Consider the following 19,471-nt stretch of genomic DNA (forward strand, 5'->3'; position numbering starts at 1 on the left):
TTCGCTTGAATATAGGTAGCCGTAAACGGTACGCCTCCCGCGTTCTCATAAAACAAAGCACTGTCGTGGGCCACATAATGAGCACCTAGACCAGCAGCCTTTAACTGCTCAGGCGTTGCATCTTTTGTCAATTTATATATCATTGTAGCGATCATTTCTAAGTGAGCAAATTCGTTGGTACATTGTAATTAACAGTGATGATTTTCCTATACACAGTAAGGCTTTATGATTTTGAATATTTCGGTCTTAACTCCTTTTGACTATGAATCGGCAACTCGACAACCACAATCTCGTCTCACGCTTCTGTCACAACTTATCGATTCAAAGTCTTTAATATCTCAACGTAATACCAAGATCGTTCAACTATCGTATCCCGTTTGTTCAACGAAGAATGTGTTGCCAGTATGGAGGCAACTCATAGTCCCTAATGTGTTTCTATTCTAGAATCATTACAGCTCCTGTATTATCTAAACGAAACTTCATCGAGTCCATCCCTACATCTAAATGAGGTCCCACATACGGAATCACTGTAACATTAACTTCAATATGCGAAGGATGGTATTCAACGTTTAATTCAGTCCCTCCTAGAAAAGGCGAAAACGTAGGTGACTCTGTTAGTTTATCTTCATAAATCGATTAATCTGTTCCTGTATATTTGGAGTTTTGTCCCCTTTTCTTTCCCTGGTATATCGCCTATTATATGCGATTTACCGTCCCTGCAGGAAGTTATGTTGTTTGCCCGGCGCTTTGCTTGAATTTGTATCTGACGGCTGATAACAGCCGAACGACTATATAAAGTATCAGAAACAGGACCATGAATCCGGCCGAGATCCGGTACATAAAAGCATAATCGGACATGGATGAAACGACACCCAAAATCAAGGCTCCGACCGCTATACCCAGATCAGTCGTATTATAGAACATGCTGTTTGCCATGCCGTACTGCTGCGGCGTGCCGGAACGAAGCATCCATGCCTGCAGCGTGGGCTGAATGGACCCAAAGCCGAGTCCATATAACAGGGCGGACAAAATCAGCATCGGCATCGTTGTTGTGTAGGATAGAACCATTAGCGCAGACACAACGCTGATCGCGGCAGGGATGAGAACAGCAGCATGTCCGAAACGATCGAATATTTTGCCTGAAACGGGCCGGATAATGATCACTGCAATCGCATTGAACAAAAAGAACAGGCCGACCTGCTCCAAATGAACAGATTCCCCGAACAAGGCGATAAAGCTGAGCAGACCGCCATAGGTCACAGCCAAAATTACATTAAGCAGTCCGGGGATTAATAATTTGGCATGGAATAATTGCTTGGAAGTGGAGCCTGCTGCTGGCGCTGTTTTCTTGCTGGTATCAGGCGGAATCGCCCGCGATAGCAGCAGAATGGGAAAAATAAGCAGGATGGTTGCCGTGCCAAGCATGGCAAGAGTCGTGAATCCTGCATGCTTCATCACGCTTAATCCTATAATCGGTCCAACAGACATAGCCAGACTGGTTGAAAGGCCGAAATAACCGATGCCTTCCCCCATCCTTTTGCCTGGAATAATTTGAGATACCAACGTTGGAATAATCGTACTCGCCATTCCGAACCCAATCCCAAAACCAACCCGCATGACAAGCAGCATACCGACAGAACCCGCAGCAACAGACATTACGGTGAACAGACATGCGGCAGCAAGTCCCGCATACAAAATCACATTGCGACGCACTTTACGCATAAGTTGGGCAGTTAATAACCGGGTAATAATTGTTGAACCGGCAAACACGCTAATGATTAGACTTACGGTCATATCGTCAGCCTGAAAAGCGGATTTCACATAGGCCGGGAAAGCGGCAAGCAGCATCTGCAAATTCAAAAACAACAGCAGGGTGCTAAGAGTCAGAATCAGAAACGGTTTGGTCCAAAGCCTGGAATTGCTTTCTTGGGACTGCATATTTTTATGCTCCTTCCGGACATTATGATAATTGGCTCACATGATGATTAATCCGCAGAAGAAGCTTCATGATCATTTCATGTTCCTCAACCGTCATGCATTGTTTGATTTCCTGGTTTACCTGCATTTCAACCGGGAGGGTCTCCATGATCAGCGAAGCACCTTTCTCTGTGCTGTGTACTTGAAAGGAACGTCTGTCGTTCTCCGCCATCTTACGGCAGATCAGCCCCTTTTCTTCCAAATGGTCGAGAATCCGGGTCGTCGTCGGCTTATCCTTACCCGCCAACTCGGCAATTTCCTTCTGGATCAAACCCTCTGTCTGATCGACCTGGAACAGCACCGACCACTGCTCCGTTGTAATCTCATAATCCTTAAGGCGGGCCTGAAGGACATTCGTCATCTTGCGGTACGTGATGCCCATCAAAGCACCAAGCGATCGTTCAAGCACATTTTCATTTGGCGTCATAACCATCCTCCTACTCAATTAGTTGTTTCAACAACTATATATAGAACAACTGTTTTTGTCAACAGAAGAAGAGCCGGCTAACGCCCTCTTTATCGGCAACAGGATGAAGCTTTAACCTTTCCGATAATAAAGAAAAACCGTCAGGGTAGATCTCCCTGACGGTCCTTTAGATTCTGCGCACGCTATCTTTGCCTTGGGTTGTGTACCCGCAACGATATGATGCACTGCATTAGCAAATGATGGAACACTAATCCCAGCTCTAATTAAGTTTAAACGTAACGCGAGTGAAGACGCTTTTGTTGTACCTGCAATAACACCCAGCATCTTATTTGAAGCATTTGCAGTACCACCAAAACCCAAAAACCCTGAAAAAAATTCCGTCCTTTCTTAATCAGTCATACTGTTGTAAAATTTGTAAGAATCACTTTCTGGACCATACGTCTTATATAAAAATTTATCTAAGTCTTTCAAGGTATTAATAGCGAAATTTTTACTTGAGTCCCAAGCATCTGATACGGCAACCTTCGTTATAATCCATGCTGCCTTGCAATATTTCTTACCAAGCTTTTCTGTAAAACAATGTCCACTTGGGTCGATATATCGTAATGGATTATTAGCAGTATACACATAAAGATTCAAAGTCAGCGGATTTGTAATCTCCCCTTCATACGTATCCTTAGTTATAAACCTCCCAATACTAGGATCATAATATCTAGCACGAAGATAAGCCGAATCCATTGTTTGATTTCGTCTAATGTTTCCATCCTTCATAATAAAACGTGGGGCGCTTTATTGCTTAATTAGATTTCTGTCGAAGTAGCAGCTGCTCGAATAGGCAATACAAAGTTGTCATCCATCGATCAGAAATCCTGGAACGGGTATATCGTTGAGGAGCAAGCGCAGGTAAAATTAGAGTCAGGATGGCGATTATATCTTTATATTCGTAGCAACCTATTCAAATGGTGTAATTAATGAAACGGAAGTGACCATTCAAATTAAAGATAGCTGGACGTCATTTTTCAAGTTCATTTCATAAGTCGTGGTAGTTAGTTAAGTTAAGTTAAGTTAAGTTAAGTTAAGTAAGAAGTGTTGTAGCTTGTAATTAAGCTGCAACACTTCTTTTTTTGTTATATTGAGATATTGGCAGCCGAATACCCTATTTCTATTGAGGTTCCATCTTTAATGATCTATTCCCGTTTGCTTAATGCAATCATATGTGATCTTTATTTTTCCTTTAGCACGATTGGCACCAACTCTAAGACCATTAAGTTTCACTAAGACCTTATGCATAATTGTATAGAAGATGAACTCAATCAATGCTCCGTGTCTAACAGTTGAAGTGCAGTAGTGGTTTTCTTTATATTTAATGTATGCTATCAATCAACGCCCAGTATATATAATATTTCCTGACTCATCTATTAAACGGAATATAAAACTTGAAGCATCTTCAAAATCCATCATAGTGTAGTAAACGGCATATCCATTATCAACTTCTAGTTCCTTAAAAAATGTTGATGCTTTTTTAATATCGACTTGAGTTTTGAATAGCATATCATCATTGCTTACAATTACCTTCTTTACATGGGGGTCAAGAATTTCAGCAGCAATAATTGTTTCATATTTTCGATTTGAATGTTTAGTCATTACACTTATCCATGTTCTTTTCATTTTGTCTGTCCCACTTGGAAGCAGTTCTTCTTTATTTGTTACTTTATATAAAAACCATTTTTTCTTTAATTCTATGAGATACTTCTTATTAAGTTCTTTCTCAACTAACAAATTAATGTCGCCAAACTCTTTTGAATAAACAATTTGACTCTTTTTATGTTTGTTAGACAATGCAAGTGCACTTGACTCGGTAAACGCATAACCATTAGAAAGCATAAATAAAATCGCAACTACTATGACAGCTAATATTATAAATATACTTTTTTTCATTATCTTTTTATCATTATTTTTCATTGTTCCTCCTCGTCGCTGACTTAAGATAATATATATATATATCTAAATGTCGCTCAACCAATATCCATAGTATGTATCAAATGGAAAAGAACTTCAATCTTTACATAAAGATTGAAGTTCTCGATAAATTTAAAAATGATATTAATTAATTTAGGTGTTTTGAACAGTAAATGTACCATCCAAGTACCAGTCGTCTCCTATTAAACCGGGCCATGACATACCTGCGATACCCATTAAAACGCTTACAAAACCAGGAATATATGGGTGAGCATAACTGGCAAGTATCTGCTTATTTGTGCCTCGTAGAGTTCTCGGAACTCTAAGATCATCGACTATTACTCCGTAATTATGATGAGAATGTTTAAGATCGAAGGTTCCTTGAGATTGACCGAATTTCCTTACAATTGTCATAGCTTCCTGCTGAATTGTATTATTAACCTTGGGCAACCAATTATTAGCCCCGTAAGATGATGCACTTGAGATACCAGTAGCATTATCCCAATATTGTACTACTGAGTCACTAAAATAATAATTAGGTTGTCCATCCCTATTATACTCAGTATATAAATCATATTTAAATTCTTGTCCTGTAGAGCTTAACCCCTGATAAATCAAACTAGTTGATGCGCTCCATTTTCCATCCTTTTTTGTATCTATAGGGATTACAGCTTTCGTACTAATTCCAACCATTACTTTGTTTCATTAAAGTCAAGCTATCTTTCTCTTTAATCGCATTAACTTCATCTCTATTTTCATCGGTAATTAAATATCTAGTGCCGTCAACACTGTTGTAATAATGCTTTAGACTGCTTTGTGTTTCGACAGCTACTCCACCTCGGCTAATAATTCTCTTTTTTAGTTCTGGAGAATAATGCTCAATTTGTTCGTTTGATAGTTTCATCTCACTTAATACCTGATTGACTTGTATTTCTGATAGATTCAAAAAAGTTGAGACTGGTGCAATCCGACCATCGTCATACTTTGTAATTGTCAGTGCCCCATTAAGTACAATTTTCCTCTCATTTTTTTCAATTTTTTCTGGTCTTTCGGTGGCTTGGGCAACAGAAGCAAACATTAAAAATACAACAGGTAAAATAAGGCTCCATTTCTTCATGCTCTTCCTTCAATACATTATCTTCCTTTTAAACCAATATAGTAATAAACAACTTGCATGTCAACTAGTTTTTTTCTAAACGATAGATTCAATTATGGTTGTAAATTCCTTTATAGTCTAATTATTTTAAAATAAAAAATTGTTTATTGTTTCGTTTTGTTGATTATTTTTGCTGTTTCATGGCATCTTAAACTATTAACTTATTATTACAGATTCAAGCTTACTTTTGATATTTCCAGTCTTAGGTTTTCGTAGAGTTAATGAAACGGAAGTGACCATCGAAATTACCGTCCAAACGGACAAAGTCTCAAAAAGCATACTTTTTGATACACTAAAAAAAGACACTATAAAGCGTTTCAAAAACTGTATATTTGATTTTTGGTACGTTTCATTTACTTATCACACATTTTGATACGGTATAATCATCGAGATCCTGATTAGTAATTGGTCTTTACATACCCTGTAGCCAACTGCTCTAAAATGATGTATATCACCATTTTTAAAATCAATTTGAACAATGATGCCTAGGATCTTCTTTTGCTCATGATCAGGTGTATGTTTAGTTATTACATCAATTAAAAAATCATACTCTATCATATGAACGGAACCATTATGTTTTATAGAATAGGTTCGATGCTCTAAATCCTTTTCCTCAAAAAATCTCTTTAATGTAGCAGCACTGCTCATTCAATTACCCCCTCCAACTCATCCTTAAATTATTTCTATTGAGCATAGCACTAACTTTTCTATATTATGTAAGCAATTAGTTTGCAAAAAGTATGATTATCAAATTATATTTGTCTGCGTTAGTTGGATATTTGTCGAATTGTAGAGGAGAATGATGAATACCGTCGAATAGGATGGAAATGGTAATACCGATACTGATTTAAGAGGGGTTTTATATGAGTCTTACTATGAGTAAAGAAATAAGAGATATACATAATAGAATGAAAAAGTACTTAAACGAAACCAATGAATTAGAATGTCAAAAAGAAACTGAGGCTACAATAAAAACCCTTACCTTCAACTGAAGTATCAGAGCTTGATACTGTATTAAAAGACTACTCTTCAAAGGAAACAAAGACAGGCATATTCGCAGGAATTAGAGATTTAATAATGCGTAAAAAATAGTATTTTGGTTAATAAAAACACAGAAGCAGCCAATCATAATGATCGGCTGCTTCCGTTTATTAGTTGAGGGGAATGATAATGCTGATAACCTAACATGTACTATATTTATTACCCTAAGATAACGAAAAATTAATGCAGCACTGAACAGACTACATTACTCAAGTACATTAAAAACTGAAGGAATCCATCAAGCTTTTACCGAAGGCTATTTTATCTCCCCCGCTGGCTGCAATCAGTTCATTGGCCAATCCGCCCTCGGTCGTTAGCAGGACATAACTTATGCCTGCTACGACTACCATCGAGAAAAAGTGGGGAATGTACACCAATGTCTGAATTGTGCGTTTGAACCACTCTTTGCCTACTTCATTTAGCATGAGTGCAACAATAATCGGCAAAGGAAAGAAAAAGACGATATTGTATAACGCGATGAGCACCGTATTGCGAAACAACGTCCAAAAAATCGGCTCCGAGAAAAAACGGGTAAAATGATCAAACCCTAGCCATGGGCTTCCACTCATACCAAGGAAAGGCTGATAGTCTTGAAAAGCGATTAATATGCCCCACATCGGAACGTATTTAAAAACAATAAAATAAACCATACCTGGAAGAAGCATCCAGTAGATCAGTTGATTTTTTCTCATCGCTTGCAGATTTTCTGTCCATCTGATTCTTCTCTTCACAACTTTTGTTTGGCCATTGCTTAGTTGCAAACTGTCTAACCCCCTCCCTATCTGAAATGACCTTGCCATACGATCATCTCTGCCAGAGACAGGTTCCGTAAATAATCATTGGTCGACAATATCAAAAATCAAGGGTGATCAAGCTCGGATAATCATATTCCGACCAAGTGTCATTGGATGATAAAACCCCTGAAATGCTTGATATACAAAGCATTCAGGGGTTGTAATCCCACTAATAATACAGACCATACTTTACCCGTCATACCCGGTGATGGTGCTTTTATGTAATTCCCGATACTGACCAGGCGTTATATTTTCCATCTTGCGAAAATAGCGGATAAAATTTTGGGCAATGTTATATTGCAACTTGTCGGCGATCTCGGCAACTTTCATATCCGTCTCCGCCAGCCATATCTTCGCCATTTGCAGCCGATAGCGCGACAAATACTCACTGAAAGTTACACCTGTTTCCTTGCGAAATACGCGGCTGACATAATCAGGATGATAGTTTATACGCCCTGCGCATAGCTCCAGACTGATCTCTGCACCAAATTCTCATGAATCATCTTAAGCACTTCATCGGAAATAGAGGAATATTGCTCGCTTCTGCGCTGCTCCAGAAAAGCCATCACCGGATCGATCAGCTTGTCACGAAACCATTGGATAATTTCCTGTACTAACTTAAGCTCACGCAGCTGCTCCAGACTATTGCTGTCATCCATATTAATCATACTGCTCGTCTCGTCCGGATCTTGAATTAATCCGAGGATGTCCATCATTAACCGCATGAAATGCATGTGGTATTCGGTCAAGCTCATTTCCCGGCTTACAATATGTGTCACGAGTTGCTCCAGCAGCCTATGGGCTTGCTCAGAATTATTCAGTTTGATTGCATCAAGCAGCTCGGCTTCCAGCCGTACCGGATACAAGAAAATATCTTGATTCCCTCTTGGCGCGATATCATCCAGATAAAGAATGGCTCTTTGTCCCAGCCGGAGACGGTATTTAAGGGCATCTACTGCTTCAGCATAAGCTTGCGGAATCTGCTCCCACTCACAATACAATCGGCTTATCCCGACACTAACGGACAGCTTCAAATAATGTTCAGCCGCTGTCTGGACAGACGCAGCCCATTCATGGATCTCCGATTGAAATATATCAGTAAGTCCATGCTCGGAGCCAACAATCGTCACCTGCGATTCATTCAAAATAATTGGACTTAACCGCATATGGCGCGGCAGCTTCTCACTGGCAATATTGCTAATCGCAAACAGCAGCAGATCGCGATCCTGATCGGTGTACTGCGTATTCTCGATCGTATCAATCTGAATCGCCATGACCGCCTGCAACTGCCAGCCTAGCGGATCTTGCCAGTTCTTCAGCTTCTCCTGCAGCTCCTGCGACCGCACTGTGCCCTGCAGAAGCTTCATGACCATATAATTGTCTAGTTGCTGATTCAATTTCAATTGCTTCTGCCGCAGCTGTGTGAACACATCACCTATGTAGCTGAATTCATCCTGTTGCTTGCCCGGCGCAGTATGCTCCATGTGCGCCGGATGACTTACCAGTTCATACAGCCTCCGAATGGGCGAGTACAATCGTTTGCTGCCAATCAGCGCAAACAGTGCGATCACTACGGCAATGCCGGCACAAAGACCGACCGTTACCCAACCGATCGAACGTGCTTCACGATTCAAATCCGTTAATGACACCTTCGAAATATAAATCCAGCCGTTATAGGCGGACTGCCGGTATGTAACACCGAAAGGTCCTTCTTCTGACCGCACCACTTTGTAGCCACTATCTCCTGAAAACTGCCTAAGAAAAGGCTGGGTCGAATAATCACTGCCGATCTGCTTTTTATCAGAGTGGGCAATGACATGCTGCTGACCATCCAGAATTATGGTCTCACCGTAAGGATCTACCCGCAGCAAGCTATACAGCTCCACAGCCGAAAACTTCAAAATAAATAACCCTTCCGGTTCATTCGTGTTGATCGGAATCGGCTTCACCAAATAAACACCGGCAGAAGCCGGCAATCCTTCCCCATCTGATACAGCCTGCCAGTAGAAAGGCTTATTCAGCGTTATAAACTCTTGCCATTCTTTCAACAGAGACAGCTCCTGCAAATCTCGCATTCCAGAAGAATGAGCGAACCAGCCTTGTGCCAGGTTGACTAAGTAGACATTATCGATCCCTAATGCATAGGCAGGCAAGCTATTAATGCTTTGCATCAAATCGCTATACAGCGCTGGATCCGTATGAGCCTTTTCCCGCTTAATCGACATCGATCGCTCCAGCAGGGTAGATTGAATAAATTGAATAGCTGAGTAATCGACCACACGAAGCACCTGCTCCACCCCTGCCTGCATCTGCTCTACCATTCGCAAATTGCTCATCTTTGCAACTTCTTGTACAGCCGCAGATGACTTACTATACGAATAATACCCGAGTATAACAACAGGAGTAATACTTAAAAGCAAACAAAAAATAAATAGCTTGCCCGAGTAGTTTTTGGAAAGCGTTCTCATTAATTCCTCCTTAGTTCCCTGTCCACAGTGCCATAGCATACATTTCCAATAAACTCTATTGCGCAACTGATCAAAACGGATGATAAAAGGAGAATACTGTTGTAAGAAATAGAGCAGCTTCGACGGGAAAGAAATCGGGTAAGCGAAGAAATTAAAACTTTCGTTCAAAAAAACGGCCCTGAAAAAGCCGAACAAAAAAAAGCACCAAGTCAAGGATATCAACCAGCGCTTAAGCAAATTAGAAACCGTAATTATCCGGATCTACGGATCATAGTTTAATGTCATTTGAAGCTGACCATTACGAATTATAACGATTTGTTTTTGCTATCTTACTGAATAGAAGCAGGCTCTAAAGCCTGATATTGTACATGTACACTGGAATCCGCTACCGCATGAACACTGCCGTATAACGGCAGTATTCATGCGGTAGCACGGCTGACAAACAAGTACCAATGCTTTTTTTCAACGGTTTCATTACTTCATCCTCCTATTAAATAAAATACGATCTACCTTCATGCTTTCGAGCCTATCGCCACTGTAATACATCTAAATTCCAACAGCCCGCTGAAAACCTCCACCTGCGTCAGGTCCCCCTCACGCCAAGGACGACATGCACAATAGTAGTGATACGTAACTCCATCCCATACAACCACGCTTGATTTATGAGCATGGATCTCATCCAGACTACCCTTCTGACCATGTGGCATGAGCGGTTCACTCATAGTCTCCCAATGGATCAAATCCTCTGAAACAGCAAGCAAGCCCTGCGCATGAATGCCATCTAAGCCAAAACCAAAATTAAGCCAGCGCTGCCCATCATGTCGAATATAGGGATCGCTATAAAATTGACTATAGAAGCTTCCCTCAACAACTGGCAGAATCGGGTTGTGCGCATAACGCTCCCAATGAAGAAGATCGTTTGACCAAGCAACGCCTGTTTCCTCCAGCCATGGCCATTCTGAAGTGCCTTTTGCATTGTAGTGCATCCAATATCGTCCTTCATGCTCTAGCAGGCAGCATTTGTACAAGCCTTTACGCTCCCACTCTCCACCATCCTCATAGGTAAAGATAGGCTGCTCAAGCCTTGTCCATTCCCGAAGCGTCTCATCCTCCGACCAAGCCAAGCCCATTACAGCACCGCCCGCTTCGTAGCCTTCGCGCGGATAAGAATGATAGATCATCCAATATCGACCATCCACCTTCCTCAACTGCGGCATTTCATTCACATGATTCGATTGTAGCAAAATCCAAGAGCCAGCAGCGCCAACACGATCCCAGCGCTCACTATTCTCAAGACGCGGCAGAATAATTGCCTCATGCTGCCAATCCAATAAATTATCGCTAACGGCAAGAGCCGTCTGATATCCTATACCGTCAAATCCAACATACATCATATAAAACCGCTCATTATGACGAAAAACAAAGGGACAATCGACACCATGCGAATCAAATTGACCTTTTATACCTGAACCAGATAGTATAGGCTGCTGAGTACGCTCTCCAGTACCCCAACGTGCCTGCAAGGCTTCCCATTCTTTTTGCTCTAGCATCATCTATAATCATCCCTTCACAGCGCCCGCCGAGACGCCTTTGATAATATACTTTTGCAGCAACAGGTAAAGAATTAATACAGGAATAGCTGCCAAAATAAGCGATACCAGCGCCAAATTCCACTCTTGGCTATACGTACCGAAGTAGCGGTACACCGTGAGCTGCAGCGTCATAACCTCTTCCTTCTGAAGCATAAGGAAGGACAAAATAAAATCATTCCAAACCCATAAAATATTCAGCACCGCTGCCGTTGCTGTAACCGGCATCATAAGCGGCAAAATAACCTGAAAGAATGACTGATAGATATTGGCTCCATCTATACGTGAGGCCTCTTCCAATTCTTTAGGCAGCTCAAGCATGAATCCGCGATAAAGAAATATCGTAAACGGGGAAAACAAAGCAACAATCATTACAATTAGTCCGATACGAGAGTTAGTCATATTGAATATCGAAGCCAGCTTAACAAGCGGAATCATAATCGTCTGAAAAGGCACCATCATCGAAATGGTTAAAAAAATCATCAGCCAAAAGCCACGGACAGCATGCATTCTTGCAAGCCGATAAGCAGCCATTGCACTAATCAGCAAAGTCAGACCAACTCCAAATGCCGTTACGATTACGGTATTACCAAGGGCACGAGGGTAGTTCATATCATGCCATACCTTCACATAGTTTTCCGGTCTCCATATTTCCGGCCATGCCACGAAAGAGCTCAGCATCTCTCCATTGCTTTTGAAAGAGTTTATAACTGCGAACACAATCGGCAGTAGAAAAAGCACGGCCAAACCAACAGCCGCGAGCTCACTTATCCATTTGCGCAACATTATTTCCCCTCCTTACGCTGCATCACACGGAACTGAATGAGCATTACGATTACAATAAACAAACAAAATACGATGGATCTAGCTGTTCCGGAGCCGTATTCATTTGCTGTGAATGCTTCGCGATAAATATTGATGGCGAGGCTTTCGCTTGATCCAGCAGGTCCACCGCCGGTTAACGCAAGGATTAGATCGAATACTTTGAATGAATTCGTAGTCGTTAAGAACAAATTGGAGATAAAGGCTGGCAGCAGCAACGGTATCGTTAATTTCCAAAGCAGTGTCCAGCGACCCGCTCCATCAATGTTCATAGCTTCCTTCAACTCATCTGGAATTCCTTGCAGGCCTGCCAAGTATATGACCATTGCAAGCCCCACACTCTGCCATAAAGAAACACCCGCAATCGGATAAAGTATGGTGTCGGGATTTCCTAGAAAGCTGTAGGTTAGGAAGCTTAGCCCCGTCTTCGTACCCAATTCATAGAGGACAGATGAAAAGAAGAACTTCCATAGAAAACCAACAACAATCAAGGAGATAACGTTAGGAGAGAAAAATACCGTACGCAAGAAAAAGCGAGATTTCAGCTTTGAATCAACTAGTAAAGCAAGCAATAATCCAGCAGCATTCACAAGTACAATATTGACCACAGAGAACTGTAGGGTGAACACAAAGGCATTTTTAAAGCTATCGCTATGTCGAAATAATTCAATATAATTGCTGAACCCTATCCACTTAAATGTCGTTTGCAAGCCATCCCAATCGGTGAAGGAATATAATAATGAACCCCCAAGCGGCAAAATAAAAAAGAACACATAAAGGACGAGGATCGGTCCGACAAAAGTTAGCGTAATACCCGCTTCCTTCAGCTTCGAATTTCTTCCCAGCATTCTCTCAACTCCTTTCCTATGAAGAGTAGGGTACGTAACCGCACCCTACTTCTTGGCTGTCTATTATTTTTTGCTCCAAGCAGCAGCTATATCAGTCGCAACGGCTTCTTGTGTTTTCTTTTTGAAGTAGTAGCCTTGCATCACAGTCTCGGCTTCTACACGAGTTGAACCATTCATCAGCACTTGCGACCAAGGAACAACCTTCCCCGCATTCATATATGCTATAATATCGTCTGCAATTGAGTTGCTGCTGATCGTAACGCCTTGAATAGCTGGGATTTGCTTCATTTTTTCATTCGCAATGCCGTTTCCTTCAACAGTCGTCAGCCATGCAAATAGCTTTTTCGCTGCTTCTTGGTTTTTAGACTTTGCTGTAATTGCATAAGATACATTCACGTTCACGCCTAGCTTCGCATCCTCTTCCTTTTCGCTATATGGAATGGCGCCAAAGCCTAGTTGAACGTCAGGATTAATGTCCGTAATGCTGGAATATGCCCAGTAGCCTTGTTGAAGCATAGCAACCTTGCCTTGCGCAAGCAGAGACAAGCTCGCATTATAATTGTTCGTCGAAGCCTGCGGATCTGCATTCGCATACATCATATCCAATGTTTTGAAGCCTTCCTTCAAACGATCAGATTGAAGCGTCACGCCGGATGCTACAGCAGCAGCAAGACCTTTCAAATCATCTGTTGTGCCTGCAATCGTTGTGAATAGCGAGTGGGCAAGCGTCCAGCCATCTGCCACCGCAAGACTAAATGGGGTAATGCCTTTTTCTTTCAACTTATCGATCGCTTCCTGCATTTGTTGCTGTGTTTTGGGAAACTGTTCAATCCCTGCTTGTTTGAATAGTTCCTTATTGTAGTAAATCCCCATACCCGATACATCTAATGGAATACCGTAGATTTTACCGTTGGACGTTTTCATTTGCTCGCGTATTTGCTCGCGTATTTGCTCCGCATAGTTCGCAATGTAAGCATCAGCCGATAGGTCAAGAATATGTCCCGCTTCGCCAAGCTCCAGCAAGTCGCCATATTCGCCCATTACGATATCAGGCATATCATTAGATGCAATTTTCGTTTTCAATACTGTGTAATAATCTTGGTCATTGACAAGCAGATTCACTTTAATATCTGGATTTTGCTTCGTAAATTCTACAAAGGTCTCTTCTAACGCTTGACGTTTATCCATATTAAACAAGAAGGCATTCAGTGTCACAGGCGTACCTGGTGTAGAAGTCGTTTCTCCTTCTGGCTTGTTTGACGGTTCAGATGAGACCGTGCCTCCTTTGTTTACACTATTTCCTCCACAAGCTCCCAATAGAAGTGAAAGAGTAAGTAGCATGGTTAGCAGCATTGAAGCTTTTGTCTTATGATTCACAATAAAAAACCCCCTCTGTAAGAATGTCTTTATTATAAAGAATTCCCAAGGGGGGCCACTATCTATATATTAAGTTTTATACTAGCACGATATTAAGATCTTCACTGCGATCTACTTGATAATCGATATTCCGATGGAGTAATGCTATACCGCTCCTTAAATCGTTTGTTGAAATAGCTGAAATGAACGTATCCGACCGATAGTGCAATATCCGAAACTGCTTCATCGCTTTCCTCCAGCAATCGCCTTGCTTCGTGCAAGCGCACCTCATGAATATAGTGAACAACCGTAATGCCGAATTGCTGTTTGAACCGAGCTGCCAAATACTCCTTGCTCAGATAGAAGCGCTGTGCAAGATCAGCTAACGATAATGGTTCCCTATATTCAAAATCAATATATTCTTTCACCGCTAATGCCCGGTTCTCCTTATGACGAGCAGAATCACTAGTTCGACTTTCCAACAATTCATGCTGCAAGGCTGAGATGAATAGTTCCTTAGCTTTGTCCACATTGAAGGAAACCCGCAAAGCAAAGTCTTCTACCCGATCCAGCGGATGAAGCCTGTCCTTGCCTTGCCCCATCATGCTATCCACTTTGGCATTCATATTCGTCCATACACGAAATAGAAACATAACGGAGCATTCTCGCATATTCGATGCTGCTTCCAACAATTGTTCAACATCCTCGGAAATTCGAAAAGATAATCGATGCTTTAACGCATGCGCGATTCTTGCTATGAAAGCTTCCGACGCTTCGACAAGCTTGGCGCTTGGCTCCGCAATAGCTTCAGCACCCTCAATCAAATTCATATACCAGACACGGTTCTCCAGTTCAGCAATTGCATGGGCATAACCAGGCACCTGCTGCTGTGTTTCGTGATAAAGCACTGCGCATGACAGCTTAAGCACCTGCTCCAACGAGGTGACAAGCTCATCGGATTGCCAACGATTGGCACCACTGGCTTCGCCTCGAGCAGCTACCCAAATACACCAGCCGTATCGACCTGATATTCCATAAAGCAACTCAATATGGTGCAGAGCCGTGTATTCACTTATGCATTTATTGATCGCATATTCGAGCAGAGCTACATCCTTGCGAAAGCGAACATTAAGCGCGTCTTCATAATTTCGAATCACAATGAGATGTAACGCGCAAGCCTGCTTTCGAACATAGCTCGGCAGAAGCGCAAGCTCCTGAGGATTCAAGCGACCGATATATATATTTTTCAACACAACTTGCATTTGCCTTGTGAATTGCTCTGTTTGCATTTCTTGAACAAGCTGCTCCGTACGATAATGAAATTGATATTTCTCCAATCGTTCCTTTGCTTTATTCAAAGCCTTCGCCACATCTTCTTTGTCAAAAGGCTTCAAAATATAATCGATGGCATCATTCGCAAGAGCTTGCCGAACCAACGCGAAGTCATGATAGCCGCTTACGACAATAACTGGAATTTCCAGCTTCATCGTCCGAATGCGATCAAGCAGTTCATCTCCATGCATACCCGGCATAATCATATCGAGCAGCACAATGTCGGGTTGCTCCTCTGTGATCATCCGCAATCCTTCATCGCCCGAGTCCGCTTCAATAATATTGTCGATAATCGGATCTATTTCAGTCAAAAGCTTGCGTAGCGCTCTTCTTACCTTCGGCTCATCTTCAACTAGCAGCACCTTCATGATGGTTCACTCGCCTTCCAGCTTATCTTCACCTGCGTCCAGCCATTCTCCGTTTCTATTGCGATTCCTTTCGAGCCAGGAAACAAATAGATTATGCGTTGATGCACGTTTTTCAAGCCGACGCTAGCGCTCCATTCTTTGTCACTTTGAATGGTCTTCGTAAGCTCTGCTGCTTCCTCTTCGGTAATCCGCCCACATGAATCAGCTACGGTTATACAAAAGTTATCCTCATCATAGCTGGCTAATAGCATTATCCAGCCTTTCCCTGTTCGTGATATGCCATGTACAATCGCATTCTCTACAATTGGCTGCAAGCTAAGCTTCAAAACCTCCAGGTCCATCCATTGTACGGGAATGTCGATCTTGAATTCCAGCTTGTCCTCGAATCTAAACTTTTGGATTTCCAAATAGTTTTGCACATGCTGCAATTCCGCAGACAAGGGCACTCGCTCTTGATGAAATTCCGTCGTATAACGAAACATAGACGAAAGCGACTTCACCATTCGGCATACATTATCCGCGCCAGCCTCAAGCGCCTCTGAATAAATAGAAGTAAGCGTGTTATATAGGAAATGAGGATTTATCTGTGCTTGCAGCGCTTGCATGCGTGCTACCGATTCATTCGTCTTGAGCTGATATTCATGCTTGATAAGCTCATCTACTCGATCTACCATGGAGAAAAACTGCAGCTCCAAAAAACCGAACTCATCCTTGCGTTGTCGATCCCGATTCCAACTGTCAGCTTTAAAATTACCTTTCCCTACTTCACGCATTCGTCTGACCAAGTTGTAGAGCGGAATAGAGATTTGTCTGGACAGCATCACCCATAGCACAATCGCTGCCATCATAAAGAGAAAGCCCCAACCTACCATCGGCCGTACGGCTTCCCATGAGATTTGATTCAATGTACGCTGTGACAAATACGTTTTAACTTTCCATCCATAGGCGTTGCTGCGGCTTTCGATTAGCAGTTGTTCGCCTTCAGGTGTGGACGCCAAATGCTTGGAGTAGAACAATTGTCCTTGATCATTGATGACCTCGATCTTCTCCAGCACATTATCCGCGCCCACTATATTTTCGAAATATTCCTTTCCCAGATCGATGCCAATTACACCCGCTTGCCGCTTCTGAATAACATCTGGAATGGAGCGACCTACGAATAAGAGCGGTCCCTCTGCCCCTCCCACATGCTCTTCATGTACAATAACAAGCTCCCCATTTCCAAGCTGCGTTTGTCTGATCCAATCTTTATCTTCAGCCGGTGTCAATACCTGATGCTGCACGTTCAAATACTTGGCGCTCACTTGAAAAAGCTGCTTCCGATCGTTCAAGTACAGGTACACATTGCTGAAATCATTCAAGGAATGCGCCAATATTTTGAGCAAGTTTTCCGAACGCCGCTGATGAGCAATTAATTCGGCATCTGTCTGCTTGCGATCCGTTACGAATGTATAGAGTTCAGCTGTCTGATAAATGCTGAGAATGCTATTATCCACATTGCGGATAGACAACTCGAAGGATTGATTGAGCTTCTCTGCTTGCGATTTATATTGAGCGATTAGCTCATTCTTCAGTCGCTGATTAATCGATTGATATGACACCCATACATTGATAGTCAGCGGCAATATCGTACAGCATAATAGCAGCAGCAGTAATTTATACTTTAACTTCAACCCTCTCACCTCCAAAGCATTAGGCCTCAAACAAATAAACAGTTTAATCAAGCAACTAAGCGTGCGTAAACTGTTTAGAATATATCATGTTCAATTTCATAGCGCTAGTGAGATCTATAAGATTCAAGTAGCAGATCGGAGGCCCTACAACGTATGCATCAACTGCTCATCGATGACGTTGCCCAAGGACTCGTGCCACCCTTGGTCCAAATAATTATTACCCCAGGTGAATGTAATGTCCGGAGCAGTTCCTGCAGAAATTTGCGTCGTCAGCCATTCAGCAATTTCATTTTGCAACTTGCCGACAGGCTTTGTTCTCGCCTATGCCATTTTCACATTGGGATGCATTTTCATTAACCATGGATGATGCCTCATGATTATGCAGCTGCCTACAGTCCCAATGGCTCCAATTACTTCAGCAGACATTCCTACAGGCCCCGATTGGGGTTACCAAATTAAATGGGATGGCATTCGCACTCTGGTACGGATGGATGGAGACAGAGGTATAGAAATCTTCTCAAAGCATGTTGAGCTGTGAAATGATCGTTTTCCCGAAATTATTGCGCTTCTTAGTCCTATACGTATAGGCCGATGTGTATTAGATGGTGAGATCGTTTATTTTGACGGCAGCCGTCCGAACTTTCAGCGCGTCCTGATGGGTGTGAATCGTAAAAGATATGATGTAATGCTATGCTCGACTTGCTTCTAAATTTAAGAATAAGCAGCCGCGAGTCTTTGTAACGGATCTCCTTTATGATGAACCAGCACTTTGGAACTGGGTAAATGAACGCGAGTGGGAAGGAATTATATCGAAGCGTCTAGATTAGCCCTTACGTAGAAGGCAAGAAACATAAATACTGGTACAAGAAACGTAAAGAGGTTAAGATCGTGGCGGATGTCTTGGGTATAAAACTTAAAAATGGATATGTATCTAGCCTTGTATTGCGATATGAGAATCGATATGTCGGACACTTATCAGGCATCGATGCAACATCACTCTCCTTCACGATGCCATTCGAATAATTGGCTCTAAAATGGAATACATAGTCCCCATCTTTTAATGTCTGTAGCTTAACCTTACCTTTTTCTTATCGGTAGATGCTAAGGTCGTGCTGCCTATTCGTTCCGCTGCTACTTCGACCTTGATCGCCTTTGTAGTACTAATGCCGTTATCTGTTGTTCTCGCGTTAAGAACAAAATGTTCGCCCGCCCAAAAGGTTGAAGGACTGCGTAATTCCTTCGGTTTTACATCATTCCATCGCAGTCGGTTTAATTCCCACTCTTCTGTATGCACCACTTCTTCCCGTTAGCTTAACATCAGCAGGTAAGCAAAAAACCTCCCCACAGCCAAACATCGCTGCAGAGAGGTTCCCTCTAATAAAATATCTTCTCATCCCGCTTATCCTTAAGTATTTCCACCGCTTCCCGGAACCGCAAAGAGTGTATAATCTCGCGCTCCCGCAAATACTTCAAGCTATCCTGCAGATCCACATCATCCGTTAGATCAATCAACCACTGATACGTCGCCCTAGCCTTCTCCTCCGCCGCTATGTCCTCATACAGATCCGCGATCGGATCGCCTTTCGCTTGAATATAGGTAGCCGTAAACGGTACGCCTCCCGCGTTCTCATAAAACAAAGCACTGTCGTGGGCCACATAAT

Annotated in this window: 18 protein-coding genes and 4 pseudogenes; 2 read left to right on the top strand and 20 right to left on the bottom strand. The window is 42.2% G+C overall.

Annotation, left to right across the window (positions count from 1 at the left end; all coding sequences use genetic code 11):
• The 18 genes and pseudogenes from AB4Z45_RS32165 to AB4Z45_RS32250 all read right to left on the bottom strand — a co-directional run.
• Positions 1–179 (bottom strand): annotated as a pseudogene (locus AB4Z45_RS32165) (manganese catalase family protein); the annotation flags it as partial.
• A 256-nt stretch (positions 180–435) separates the two neighbouring features.
• Positions 436–659: pseudogene (locus tag AB4Z45_RS32170) on the bottom strand (DUF3888 domain-containing protein); the annotation flags it as partial.
• A 67-nt stretch (positions 660–726) separates the two neighbouring features.
• Positions 727–1,938, bottom strand: coding sequence for an MFS transporter (locus AB4Z45_RS32175; protein ID WP_441913673.1), 1,212 nt, complete (start codon positions 1,936–1,938; stop codon positions 727–729).
• A gap of 22 nt (positions 1,939–1,960) precedes the next feature.
• Entirely contained in the window at positions 1,961–2,404 is a 444-nt protein-coding gene (locus tag AB4Z45_RS32180) for a MarR family winged helix-turn-helix transcriptional regulator (protein WP_441913675.1), read from the bottom strand.
• A gap of 579 nt (positions 2,405–2,983) precedes the next feature.
• Positions 2,984–3,130 (bottom strand): annotated as a pseudogene (locus AB4Z45_RS32185) (RHS repeat-associated core domain-containing protein); the annotation flags it as partial.
• Between the two features lie 654 nt (positions 3,131–3,784).
• A complete protein-coding gene (locus AB4Z45_RS32190; protein ID WP_441913676.1) occupies positions 3,785–4,366 on the bottom strand; it encodes a hypothetical protein in 582 nt (193 codons plus the stop codon).
• Between the two features lie 150 nt (positions 4,367–4,516).
• Positions 4,517–5,056, bottom strand: coding sequence for a hypothetical protein (locus tag AB4Z45_RS32195; RefSeq protein WP_441913678.1), 540 nt, complete (start codon positions 5,054–5,056; stop codon positions 4,517–4,519).
• A complete protein-coding gene (locus AB4Z45_RS32200) occupies positions 5,043–5,480 on the bottom strand; it encodes a hypothetical protein (protein ID WP_441913680.1) in 438 nt (145 codons plus the stop codon). Before AB4Z45_RS32200 ends, AB4Z45_RS32195 begins: the two co-directional genes overlap by 14 nt.
• 399 nt (positions 5,481–5,879) lie before the next feature.
• Positions 5,880–6,167 (bottom strand): hypothetical protein, encoded by a 288-nt coding sequence (locus AB4Z45_RS32205; RefSeq protein ID WP_441913682.1) that lies wholly within the window; start codon positions 6,165–6,167, stop codon positions 5,880–5,882.
• A 644-nt stretch (positions 6,168–6,811) separates the two neighbouring features.
• Positions 6,812–7,360 (bottom strand): annotated as a pseudogene (locus AB4Z45_RS32210) (sugar ABC transporter permease); the annotation flags it as partial.
• 183 nt (positions 7,361–7,543) lie between these two features.
• Positions 7,544–7,831 carry a helix-turn-helix transcriptional regulator gene (locus AB4Z45_RS32215; protein WP_441913702.1) on the bottom strand — a complete coding sequence of 96 codons (288 nt, stop codon included), beginning with the start codon at positions 7,829–7,831 and terminating at the stop codon, positions 7,544–7,546.
• The gene (locus tag AB4Z45_RS32220; RefSeq protein ID WP_441913684.1) at positions 7,801–9,822 is read right to left on the bottom strand and encodes a PDC sensor domain-containing protein; all 2,022 of its coding nucleotides are present in this window, start codon (positions 9,820–9,822) and stop codon (positions 7,801–7,803) included. The genes AB4Z45_RS32215 and AB4Z45_RS32220 overlap by 31 nt, the downstream gene beginning before the upstream one ends.
• A gap of 512 nt (positions 9,823–10,334) precedes the next feature.
• The gene (locus tag AB4Z45_RS32225; protein WP_441913686.1) at positions 10,335–11,375 is read right to left on the bottom strand and encodes a hypothetical protein; all 1,041 of its coding nucleotides are present in this window, start codon (positions 11,373–11,375) and stop codon (positions 10,335–10,337) included.
• Between the two features lie 6 nt (positions 11,376–11,381).
• Positions 11,382–12,197 (bottom strand): carbohydrate ABC transporter permease, encoded by an 816-nt coding sequence (locus tag AB4Z45_RS32230; protein ID WP_441913688.1) that lies wholly within the window; start codon positions 12,195–12,197, stop codon positions 11,382–11,384.
• Entirely contained in the window at positions 12,197–13,081 is an 885-nt protein-coding gene (locus AB4Z45_RS32235) for a carbohydrate ABC transporter permease (RefSeq protein ID WP_441913689.1), read from the bottom strand. The genes AB4Z45_RS32230 and AB4Z45_RS32235 overlap by 1 nt, the downstream gene beginning before the upstream one ends.
• A 63-nt stretch (positions 13,082–13,144) precedes the next feature.
• Positions 13,145–14,458 carry an ABC transporter substrate-binding protein gene (locus AB4Z45_RS32240; protein ID WP_441913691.1) on the bottom strand — a complete coding sequence of 438 codons (1,314 nt, stop codon included), beginning with the start codon at positions 14,456–14,458 and terminating at the stop codon, positions 13,145–13,147.
• Positions 14,459–14,559: 101 nt separating this feature from the next.
• Positions 14,560–16,137, bottom strand: a complete 1,578-nt coding sequence (locus AB4Z45_RS32245; protein WP_441913693.1) for a response regulator transcription factor — start codon at positions 16,135–16,137, stop codon at positions 14,560–14,562.
• Positions 16,134–17,810: a sensor histidine kinase gene (locus AB4Z45_RS32250; protein WP_441913695.1), complete on the bottom strand. Its 1,677-nt coding sequence runs from the start codon at positions 17,808–17,810 to the stop codon at positions 16,134–16,136. The genes AB4Z45_RS32245 and AB4Z45_RS32250 overlap by 4 nt, the downstream gene beginning before the upstream one ends.
• 373 nt (positions 17,811–18,183) lie before the next feature.
• Here AB4Z45_RS32250 and AB4Z45_RS32255 point away from each other — a divergent pair, with 373 nt between their 5' ends.
• A complete protein-coding gene (locus AB4Z45_RS32255; protein ID WP_441913697.1) occupies positions 18,184–18,348 on the top strand; it encodes a hypothetical protein in 165 nt (54 codons plus the stop codon).
• A 350-nt stretch (positions 18,349–18,698) separates the two neighbouring features.
• Positions 18,699–18,833, top strand: a complete 135-nt coding sequence (locus AB4Z45_RS32260; protein ID WP_441913699.1) for a hypothetical protein — start codon at positions 18,699–18,701, stop codon at positions 18,831–18,833.
• 34 nt (positions 18,834–18,867) lie between these two features.
• Here the strand turns inward: AB4Z45_RS32260 and AB4Z45_RS32265 are convergent, their stop codons facing one another.
• On the bottom strand, positions 18,868–19,104 hold the full coding sequence (locus tag AB4Z45_RS32265) for a hypothetical protein (protein ID WP_441913701.1): 237 nt from the start codon (positions 19,102–19,104) through the stop codon (positions 18,868–18,870).
• An 80-nt stretch (positions 19,105–19,184) separates the two neighbouring features.
• Positions 19,185–19,471 (bottom strand): manganese catalase family protein (locus AB4Z45_RS32270; protein ID WP_441913494.1); only part of this gene is annotated, 287 nt, incomplete at its 5' end.

It is taken from the genome of Paenibacillus sp. MCAF9 (genome assembly GCF_052114265.1).
Classification (GTDB): domain Bacteria; phylum Bacillota; class Bacilli; order Paenibacillales; family Paenibacillaceae; genus Pristimantibacillus.